Origin of the sequence: uncultured Veillonella sp. (assembly GCF_900545795.1) — a bacterium.
Lineage (GTDB): Bacteria > Bacillota > Negativicutes > Veillonellales > Veillonellaceae > Veillonella_A.
Map to the genome: position 1 here is coordinate 79,859 of NZ_URAR01000009.1, position 10,843 is coordinate 90,701.

The following is a 10,843-nucleotide window of genomic DNA, read 5'->3' on the forward strand; positions in this document are numbered from 1 at the left end:
AGGTGAATACGAATGGGTGATGTATCACAATTATTTCAAGCAGGTTGGCCGATTCTATTAATGGTTGTTATTTTCTATTTTCTTTTGTACCGTCCTCAAAAGAAACAACAGAAAGCTAGAAATGAATTGCTTAACAATTTGAAACGTGGTCAAAAAATCGTTACAATTGGTGGCATTTACGGCACAATCAACGAATTACATGAAGACTATGTAATGCTTCAAGTAGCTGAAAAAGTTGAAATGAAATTTGCTCGTACTAGCATTGCGACTGTATTAGGCAAAGATGACAAGTAATATGGATAAATCAACCTTACGCCTTGCTTTTAAAGCAAGGCGTCAAGCTATGTTGGCTGAAGATTGTGAAGTTCGTGCACAAGCATTAGTGGAGCATATAAAAAGTCTCCAGATTTATAAAAATGCCCGGTCTATTATGGCGTATTTAGCCATGCCTAAAGAGGCGAACTTAGATGCACTAATAGAGTCGGCGCTGGCTTCAGGTAAAACTGTATATGTGCCAGTGTGCGTAGATAAAACTCATATGATTGCTGCTAAGCTGACTTCTTTAGATGATATAGATCGAGGTGTACTCAACATTCGAATTCCTAAAGCAGGATATGACACAATTGATGCATCTGCACTTGATCTCATTCTCGTGCCAGGCGTAGCCTTTGATGAAACAGGTGGTCGCCTTGGTATGGGCGCAGGCTATTATGATCGATTTTTAGGGCCTGTGCAGACTCATAAATGTATTGGTGTAGGTTGGGACACACAGGTCAGTGAGGAATTACTGCCTATGGAGTCCTATGATAAGCGACTCGGTGGACTTGTCACCGATTGTAGAATTAAGATGTTTTAAACCATAGGGTTTAAAAAGGGGGAATAACCTTTGAATAGTAAGGCAGTTGCCAAGTTTCTTGCTGCCATTGCAATTATAATTGGGGTCTTCGTTTATTTTATTGGACCTCTGGCAGAATCAATTAAACAAGGCCTCGATTTACAAGGTGGTACACATATTGTACTTGAAGCCGAAGATAGTGGCGATAATAAGGTAACCGACGATGCGGTGGACCGTGTTATCCAGATTTTGAGCCGTCGTATTAATGAAATGGGGCTTACTGAGCCACTCATTCAACGAGAGGGCAAGAAACGTATTATCATTGAATTACCAGGTGTAAAAGACCCTGATGAAGCGATTAAGACCATCGGTAAAACGGCGGTTATGGAATTTCGCGATGAAGCAGGCGTTGTGCATTTAACTGGTAACGACTTAAAAGATGCTAAAGAACAACTTGTTCAAAATAAACAAGCTGAAGTAGCGCTTGAATTTACTGATGAAGGGGCAGAGAAATTTGCTCAATTAACAGGTGCTAATATTGGTCGTCATATCGGGATTTATCTTGATGGCGAACAATTGACAAATCCTATCGTTAACCAAGCGATTACTGGTGGTAAAGCGGTTATTACAGGGAGCAGAAACTTAGATGAAGCTAAGAATTTAGCTGTATTATTGCGTTCAGGTGCGCTTCCAGTAAAAGTTAAAGTTATGGAAGTTCGTACAGTAGGTCCAACACTTGGACAAGATTCCAAGGATAAATCTGTTACAGCCTTTGCTGTAGGGGTTGGCCTCATCGTCGCTTTCATGTTAATCTTATATCGTCTATCTGGCTTTGTTGCTACCATGGCATTGCTTGTCTATGTTATGATTTTGCTCGTCGTGCTCGGCCCGTTGGTACTCAATGCTACTTTGACATTGCCGGGGATTGCGGGGATTATCCTGTCTATGGGGGTAGCGGTGGATGCGAATATCCTTATTTTCGAACGTTTTAAAGAAGAAGTGTTTGAAGGTAAAACGCTCCGCATGTCCATGGAATCAGGTTTCCGTCGTGCTTTTGGTACGATTTTAGACGCTAATACATCCGTTATGATTACGGCGATTGTTTTGATTTTATTAGGTTCTGGTCCAGTAAAAGGCTTCGCCATTACACTGGCTCTAGGCGTTATAGTAAGTATGTTTACAGCTATTACAATGAGCCGCTCCTTGCTTCATTTGCTCATTCAATGTAACATTACAAATCATCCATTCTGGTATGGTGCGAATATTTCTCCAAGCGCAACAATGGACCTCTTTAAGAAGGGAGGGACTAAGAAATGAGTTTTGACGTAATTAAGCACCATCGCTGGTGGTTTATCATTTCTTCCATACTCGTTATTGCGAGTTTAGCCTCCATGTTGACTAAGGGCTTTAACTTTGGTATCGATTTTACTGGTGGTACAATTGTAGAAGTTCGCTTCGCTCAACATGTAGATGTATCACAAGTACGTGAAGATTTAAAACAATTTGGTTTAGAAAATGCCATCATCCAAGAGTCTAATCAAGACCAAGCTAGTGCGGAAAGTGATATTATCATTCGTACTCGTAATTTGGATGCTAATGAAAGCCGTGCTATTGTAGATAGTCTTTCTAAGAATGTAGGCCCTAATGAAGTAAAACGTGTGGAATCTGTAGGGGCTGTTATTGGCTCAGAAGTAACACAACATGCGTTAATTAACTTGGCAGTTGCCTTTGTAGCCTTGGCGCTTTATATTTCCTATCGCTTTGAATATAAAATTGCCCTTTCTTCATTGGCTGCGATTTTCCATGACTTGTTCATCGTACTTGGTGTATTCTCCTTCTTCCAGTTAGAGATTGACTCCTCCTTCTTGGCGGCGATTCTAACCGTAGTAGGTTACTCCATGAATGAGTCCGTAGTTATTTTTGACCGAATTCGTGAAAACACACATACACATAAGCGTACAGACACATTTGCTGACCTTGCTAATGCAAGTATTGAGCAAAGTATTCACCGTAGTATGTACACCTTGCTTACTGTTATGTTTGCTTGCTGTTCTCTTTACTTTTTCGGTGGAGATACAACTAAAAACTTTGCGCTTTGTATGATTGTAGGCTTTATTAGTGGTGCGTATTCTGCGATTTGTGTGGCTACCTCCATTTGGGCGATTTGGAAAAGTCGCAATAAAAAAGATCTGCGCAATGCATCTCGCGCTTAGCTTATAGAGTTAAATTAATAAACACAGTGATTATTTGTGGCGGTCTTTCGTATTATGACCAAAGCAAGAGAAATCACTGTGTTTTATTTTAGTTGTCTGTATTGTAAAGTATAAGTCGGAGGGAAACTATATTGTAAATTATATTAAAAATCGCTTTGTTGGTGAGTTAGAGAGGAAGGTTATATGAACACGATAAAAGAAAATAATCGCATATGGACGCCTGAGTTTATAGGGGCAGGGCTTAGTAGTTGTTTATTTTATATGAGTCAATATGTATTAATCGCTGGATTGCCATTGATTATTACTTTATCCTATGGTGGCACTGCGTTTGAGGCTGGCCTGGCTATGACATACTTTCAAATAGGGACTATTTTGTGTAGACCGTTTGCTGGTGAATTAATTGATGCTTTAAATAAGCGTCGTGTACTTTTTACATCGACTCTAGTATTTTTACTTATTATGATTGCCTTTTACTTTACCACGTCCTTAAACCTCATATTTTTATTGCGCTTTTTCCATGGCATGGTATTTGCTATTGGCACAACTGCTGTGGCTGCGGTTGCGGTACTCGTATTACCTAAAGCGCGGAAGGGTGAAGGGATTGGTTATTTTTCCGTATTTGTCAATATTGCCATGGTAGTAGGTCCTTTTTTGGGATTGACCATTTTATCCGTATGGGAAAATGAAGCCTTCTTTGGATTTTTAATTTTAGGTTCCTTCATTAGTTTTTATGCAGCGAATCGAAAACGATTGGATGATACGATTGCATTGCCTGTGAAAAATAAGACTAAAAAATGGAATGTAAGTAGATTTTTAGAGAAAGCTACCTTGCCTTGGGCTATTATGGGGGTATTTTTGAGTTTTAGTTACTCTGGAGTCTTAGTGTTTATTCCCATTATGCTAAATGAAATGGGACAAGGGTTGATGGCTAGCTTTTTCTTTGTAGTATTTGCTATTACAATTGTGGTCACTCGTCCTTGGGTAGGGAGAGCTTTTGATCAATTAGGGCCGAATCGATTGATTTACCCAGGTTTTATTATTTACATTTTAGGGATTGTCGTATTAAGCTTTGCTGCTAATGCATGGTGGGTTATCCTTTCCGCACCCATTATTGGGTTGGGGTATGGAGCCATTAGTCCAGCCTTTCAAACCTTAGGTGTACAAGCAGCGAGACCAGAACGAGCTGGAGCTGCCAATGCGACGTACTTTTTATCTTTAGATATTGGCGTCGGTCTAGGCTCTGCTATTTTGAGTTTAATTATAGGCTATGTGGGCTTCCGTGCTATGTATTTACTAGATGCAGGGATTGCTCTGTTGGGGTTTGTAATATATCACATGTACATTAGGAGGATACTGTAGTGTACATAAAATTGAAATAATCACATTTAATTTACAATATTACATGTAATATAACTATTCAATTATTTTTTATATATTGATATATTTAGATTTACTTTAATTATAATTGCCGTATTTATAAGGTGTTTTATTACACGGTTATAAATACGGCTAATTTTATTTTCATTAAATATTTTTATGTATGCAAAATTGAGATGATAGTGTAGTTGTTTGAGTTCTCTAATTATGATAATATAATGAAGAAAAGGATAATAAAAGAGCAAATAAAAGGACAAAAGATATATATGTAGTTTAGTATTTGAAATAAAAAGTTTATTAATATAAATTAATTATTTTGAGTATATACTGACTATAATTAGTGGATTTGCCGATTATCTGTTTTTTATGTGCCTAATATGGAGAATAGTGAGGACTCTTATATATAAATATATCGAAATATAGGGAATTTTTTATGAATAAATGTATACCAAATAGCTATTCATTTATATTGGCCAGTTTTACATGAGGGCGAAAAAGTTTACTTAGATCCTCCTGTAATTTGTTTGTTGTGTGATGTTGGTTAAGCATGTGACTAAAAGTGTAGCAGTATTGGCATAGAAGTAGTCACGATTAGAAAGGAAGAGTGTTGTGAACAAAATCTACAAAATCATTTGGAGTCGTACAAAGAATTGTTATGTGGTAGCATCTGAGCTAGCGAAGAGTCATACTAAAAGTACTACAACAAGTTGTATGAGCGGATTAAAAGGTAGTGTGTTAACCGCGGCAGTTTTAACTGCGATGGCAACTACTGCGCTGGGCATACAATCTGTAAATGCTGAAGCAGTGATTGTAGAGAATGCTTTGGGGATGGCTATTTCTAATACGACTGCGGCAACCCATGCTGTTGCAGAGGGGCATCAGGCTATAGCTATAGGAGAGGGAAGTGTATCAAATGGTGCAGATAGTATAGCAATAGGAACATCAGCCAAGGCAGAGCCTTTAGCAGAAAATCATGTTTCACAAGAGTCGATTGCTATTGGTAAAGAAGCAACTACTACTATGCTTCGTGCTATAGCTCTTGGCTATAAGGCTCAGGGTACTGGGAACTGGGGTATTTCTATAGGGTCTGAGTCGGAAGCTAGTGGTCCTCGAAGTATGGCTGTTGGACAAGAAGCAAAAGCTAAGGGACAGTTTGCTACAGCACTAGGAATTTGGTCCGAGGCATCTGCTGACTCGGCTATTGCCATAGGGGCTGTATCGCGAGCGTCGGGTCGCCATGCAATTGCTATTGGTGGATCGGAACCAGCAGACGATAGATCAAATCTAGATGGCGCAGTTTCAACAATAGCAAAAGCTGAGAATGCTATTGCAATGGGATATGGGGCGTCTACTATTGCAAAAGGTGGAATTTCTATCGGTGCTGGGGCGAGAACTCTTGAAGAAGATGGTGTGGCTATTGGGGCTCGCTCGATTGTTGATGGTCGTTATGCTGTGGCTGTTGGGGAGAGTACAAGAGCAACTAAATATGCTACTACGGCTATAGGTTGGTCCGCCGATGCTACAGCTATGGGGGCTACAGCATTAGGTGCTGTTGCACATGCCACAGGTACGAGTTCAATTGCTATTGGTGCGCCGAAAATTAGAATTGATAATCAGGGTAGTACAGCTATGGAGTATATTACTGAAGCTGAGGGAGAAAGCTCTATTGCTATAGGGGCGGGCTCTGTAGCTCGTCCGAACGCTAAGAGTTCCATTGTTATAGGACATGAGGCTAAAGTTGAAGATGCTGAAGGGATTAGTATGGGGCGCGAGTCCAATAGTTGGGGCAAAGGTTCTGTAGCAATCGGTACACGTAGCTATGCTCGAGGTGAGAACTCTATTGCTATTGGGGTTGCAGACTTAGGTGAGAAAATTGAATATGATTATGATTACAGTGGTGAATTTGCAACTATAACTGGTTCTACTGCAGTTTCAATATATGAAAGCACAACATCTGGTGGTGCTGGTTCTATTGCAATGGGGGTAAGTGCTAAAACAGTATTTGATGATTCTATTGCGATTGGTACTCATGCAGAAACTAGAGGAAATCAAGATGTAGCTATTGGTAAAGGAGCTATATCTAATGGTGGTGTAGCCCTTATGGGTACCATTAATAAAAGATATAATGAGTTTAAATATGAATTTGATGAAGAAGGCAATTTAGTAGAAGATGCAGAAAAGAATTATGAAGTTGGGGAATCTAACTTTGCTGTTCATGGAGATGTAACTGGGGCCCGGGCCTACACTATTGGCGGCGCGGTGGAAGGCATGGACTCTTTCGCTGTAGGGTCAAATGCTAATGTGGAAGGTAACTACTCAAATTCAATTGGAATGAGCTCTTCTGTATTAGGGAATAGTAGCATTGCCATTGGTGATTATGCTAATGTGACAGCAGACAGGGCACAAGCTTTTGGTAATCAAGCATCTGTTATGTCTGAAGGTGGTCTTGCATTAGGGACTGATTCGGCTGTTAATAAAAATTCAATGAATTCTATTGCTATTGGTCCGAGCACAAGCGTTTCAGGATTTTCCTCTATTGCCATTGGTAATTCCACAACAGCTGTGGGCACTGATTCTATCGCTATTGGGAGTAATGCTGAAACTTCATCTGAACAGACTATCGTAATAGGTGGTCACGCACAAACTGATGACGTTTCAAAAATTGGTATTAACTCAATTCTTTCTATGGCTATTGGTCAATCAGCTAGCATTGGAGATAATGCACAAGTGGATATTGCATTAGGTGCTGAGTCTAAAGTCACCGATGGTGCTTCTTATGCTATAGCAATTGGTAATAGTACCGTAGTTGGCAGTAGTCATAGTATAGCTCTTGGTGGTGTAGCATCTGTTCAAAAGGAATATGGAACAGCCTTGGGTTATGGCTCTAATGTAAATGTAGAGCAAGCTGTAGCTCTAGGGAATTACTCTTTTACAAATAAAGAAGCTACACAAGTAAGTAATACAACAATTACTAAAGGTAATGTAGATAAAACATTTGGTACTTATGCCGGTACGGCTAAGAGTGTCGTGTCTGTTGGCGGTAGTAGTGAGGTAACTGAGCGCCAAATTATTAATGTAGCGCCAGGCGAAGTATCTGCTACATCCACAGATGCAATCAATGGCTCTCAATTATATGCGGTAGCAGATCAAGTTGTTCAAAATCAGGACGATATTAAAACGGTTACTTCAACAGCTAACTCAACAGCTACAGTAGTTAACACTAAAGGGATTACCTTTGAAGGTGACCTTGGCACGCCTATCACTAAAAAATTGGGTGAGCAAATTAAAGTATATGGTGGCAATACGACTGAGGCGGATTTAACAGAGAATAATATTGGTGTAGTTGCAGGGGTTGATGGTTTAGAAGTGAAATTGGCCAAAGAGATTAATCTTGGTGGTGATGGAAAATTAACTGTTGGAACTACAGTAATCAATCCTAATTCGATTGCTACTAATGGATTAACAATTCTAAATGGTGGCCCATCAATTACTGTGGATGGTATTAATGCAGGTAATAAAAAAATTACTAATGTGTTAGCGGGTACAGCGGATACTGATGCAGTTAACTATAAGCAATTAAAAGAAAAATTAGCTGAGGCAAAGCCAAATATTTCGCCAGGTAATAATATTACTATTGATGGACCAACAACTGCTAATGGTAATCAATATGTTATTAATGGCTTAAACACAACTGTTTCTGCAGCTACAGGCGATAAATACGTAAAAGTTGTGCCAGGAACAGCTGTTAATGGGACTACTGATTATGCAGTATCCTTAACAGACAGTGCAAAGAACGCTATTGACGCTGTTGAAAATAAAGCTGATAAAAGCGAAGTAGCTAGCTTAGCAAAATCAGCGATAGAGGTTAAGGCTAAAGGCAATAATGTTGTAGTAGAATCAACTGTAACAGATACGAAAACTACCTATGAAGTATCCATCAGTAATGCATTAGACTTAACTAAAGACGGATCCCTTACTATTGGCACTACAAAAATTGATGGTACGCAAGTAGCTGTAGCGGGTACTACAATTAATGCTGACGGCATTACTACCAAGGCAGTAGCAGCGTCTACTGTAACTGCTGATACCGTTACAGTTGGTGGCATTTCCATTACTGAAGGTGGCATTAATGCAGGTAATACGCAACTTACCAATGTAAAAAGCGGTGGTGATGTAGCGACTAATGGTGCTAATATTGGCGATGTGAATCGTATTGTAGATGCCAAAGTTAGCAGTAATGCAAATGAAATCATTAACAAAGGTATGAACTTTAAAACCGAAGAGGGTGAAGTTCATCGCAACTTAGGTGATACGTTAGAAATTGTTGGTGATGATAGTGGCATTACTACAGCTGTAAAAGACAACAAAATCGTTATTAGTGTTGGCGATAATGTAATGTCTGGTAAAGCAGGTCAAGATGGCCGAGATGGCAGCGTAGGTGCTACCGGTAAAGACGGAGCTTCCGTTGTGCTTAATGGCAACGATGGTTCCATTGGTTTAACAGGTCCTAAAGGTGCTGATGGTAAGCCAGGCGAAACTATCACGATTAAAGGTGTACAAGGCCAGCCAGGGGTCGATGGTGAAGACGGTATTTCTCGCTTAGAAGTTGATGGCCGAGAAGTAGCAACCCTTGATGATGGTATGGTATATACTGGTGATGCAGGTAAAGCAGCTGTTAAACTTAACAAAACTGTTAACCTTGTAGGTGGCCAAACTGATGCGTCTAAATTAGCGGATGCTCCTAATATTGGTATCGTAGCTAGTCAAGATGGTGTGAATGGTAAATTAACTGTACAACTTTCTAAAAACTTAACTGGCTTAGATTCCGTAACTACTGGTAATACAACTATTAATAATGATGGCTTAACAATTAAAGGTAAAGATGGTAAAGACGGCACTGTTATTACTAATGAAGGTATTACAATCAATGGCAAAGACGGCAAAGATGGTACTGTCATTACAAATGAAGGTATCACGATTAATGGTAAAGATGGCTTAACTATTACTGGTAAAGATGGAAAAGACGGTAAAGATGGCAAAGACGGTATTAGCATCACCGATGCTGGCATTGATATGGGTGGCAATCCTATTAGTAATGTAGGTGACGGTATTAGTCCAAGTGATGTAGTAACTAAAGGTCAACTTGATCGCGGTATCAATAAATTAGGTAACCGTGTGAATAAAGTCGGTGCTGGTGCGGCTGCATTGGCTGCATTAAGTCCATTGGATTTCAATCCAGATGATAAATGGAACTTTGCTGTAGGTTATGGTAATTATAAGAATGCCGATGCTGTAGCAGTTGGTGCATACTATCAACCAAATGAAGATACACGTTTCAGTGTAGGTGGCACTGTTGGTAGTGGCGAAAATATGATTAATGCAGGCTTAAGTATTCGCTTTGGTCAAACTAATGGTGTATCTACATCTCGCGTAGCATTAGCAAAAGATGTAGAAACGCTTAAACGTGTTGTTCAACAATTAGTTGTTGAAAATGAACAACTTCGTCGCGGTGGACAAGGATTGGCGTCTGGTTATCCAGATATTTCTGAACGTGAATTCCCAGATGTACCTAAGAATCATTGGGCTTATGAGTATGTTGATACAATCGCTAAAAAAGGTCTTACTATTGGATATCCTGATGGTGAATTTAAAGGTGACCGTACACTTACTCGCTATGAGTTTGCTGCTGTTGTATATCGTGCGCTTAAGAATGGTGCAGAAATCGATGCAGGCATGGCAAGAGCTATCGATGAATTTGGTCCAGAAATTGCACGTTTAGAAGGTCTTGACCACAGCCGTGTTGATCGCGTCGCTGGTGAAGATAATGATCGTTATAAAATCGAACGTCTTCGTACAAATAATAAAGACAATGAAGAAACCGGTGATTATCGCGATATGTATGGTGCAAAAATAAAAAAAGATAAATAATAGTTGTCTGTAAGAAAAGCCCCACAGAGGAGACATCCTTTGTGGGGTCTTCTGTATTAATGAAGACATTTTAAATAAAATGGGAATTAAAGAAGATATAAATATAGGGTAAAATAGAGAATAAATAAAACAGAATAATTAGTACATAGAGAATAAATAACCTAAACGAAATTACTATAAGAGAGAAACTAGTAAAAGAGGGAAATTAATAATATAGAGGAGAAACAAGCTAATATAAGAGAAAAATAATATAAGGGCAAAAATAATAAAAACGAAAGGATCAATTATAAAGAAGGAAGGTAATATAAAGAGGAGATAATAGAAAACATCATATAAAACATAATTTTAAACATAATACAAAACATAATACAAAACATAATACAAAAAATAATACAAAAAATAATACAAAAAATAATACAAAAAATAATACAAAAAATAATACAAAAAATAATACAAAAAATAATACAAAAAATAATACAAAAAATAATAC

At 38.8% G+C, this 10,843-nt stretch carries 6 protein-coding genes; all 6 read left to right on the plus strand.

Annotated features, from left to right (window positions below; genetic code table 11):
• The first annotated feature begins 12 nt into the window (after nucleotides 1–12).
• Nucleotides 13–294: a preprotein translocase subunit YajC gene (gene yajC, locus QZR90_RS05815; protein ID WP_295789772.1), complete on the plus strand. Its 282-nt coding sequence runs from the start codon at nucleotides 13–15 to the stop codon at nucleotides 292–294.
• A gap of 1 nt (nucleotide 295) precedes the next feature.
• Nucleotides 296–856: a 5-formyltetrahydrofolate cyclo-ligase gene (locus tag QZR90_RS05820; protein WP_295789774.1), complete on the plus strand. Its 561-nt coding sequence runs from the start codon at nucleotides 296–298 to the stop codon at nucleotides 854–856.
• A 30-nt stretch (nucleotides 857–886) separates the two neighbouring features.
• The gene (secD, locus tag QZR90_RS05825; RefSeq protein ID WP_295789776.1) at nucleotides 887–2,152 is read left to right on the plus strand and encodes a protein translocase subunit SecD; all 1,266 of its coding nucleotides are present in this window, start codon (nucleotides 887–889) and stop codon (nucleotides 2,150–2,152) included.
• Nucleotides 2,149–3,048, plus strand: coding sequence for a protein translocase subunit SecF (secF, locus tag QZR90_RS05830; protein WP_295789778.1), 900 nt, complete (start codon nucleotides 2,149–2,151; stop codon nucleotides 3,046–3,048). Before secD ends, secF begins: the two co-directional genes overlap by 4 nt.
• A 183-nt stretch (nucleotides 3,049–3,231) precedes the next feature.
• Nucleotides 3,232–4,407: an MFS transporter gene (locus tag QZR90_RS05835; RefSeq protein ID WP_295789780.1), complete on the plus strand. Its 1,176-nt coding sequence runs from the start codon at nucleotides 3,232–3,234 to the stop codon at nucleotides 4,405–4,407.
• 627 nt (nucleotides 4,408–5,034) lie between these two features.
• Complete coding sequence (locus QZR90_RS05840) at nucleotides 5,035–10,353, plus strand: ESPR-type extended signal peptide-containing protein (protein WP_295789781.1); 5,319 nt, start codon at nucleotides 5,035–5,037, stop codon at nucleotides 10,351–10,353.
• Nucleotides 10,354–10,843 lie beyond the last annotated feature (490 nt).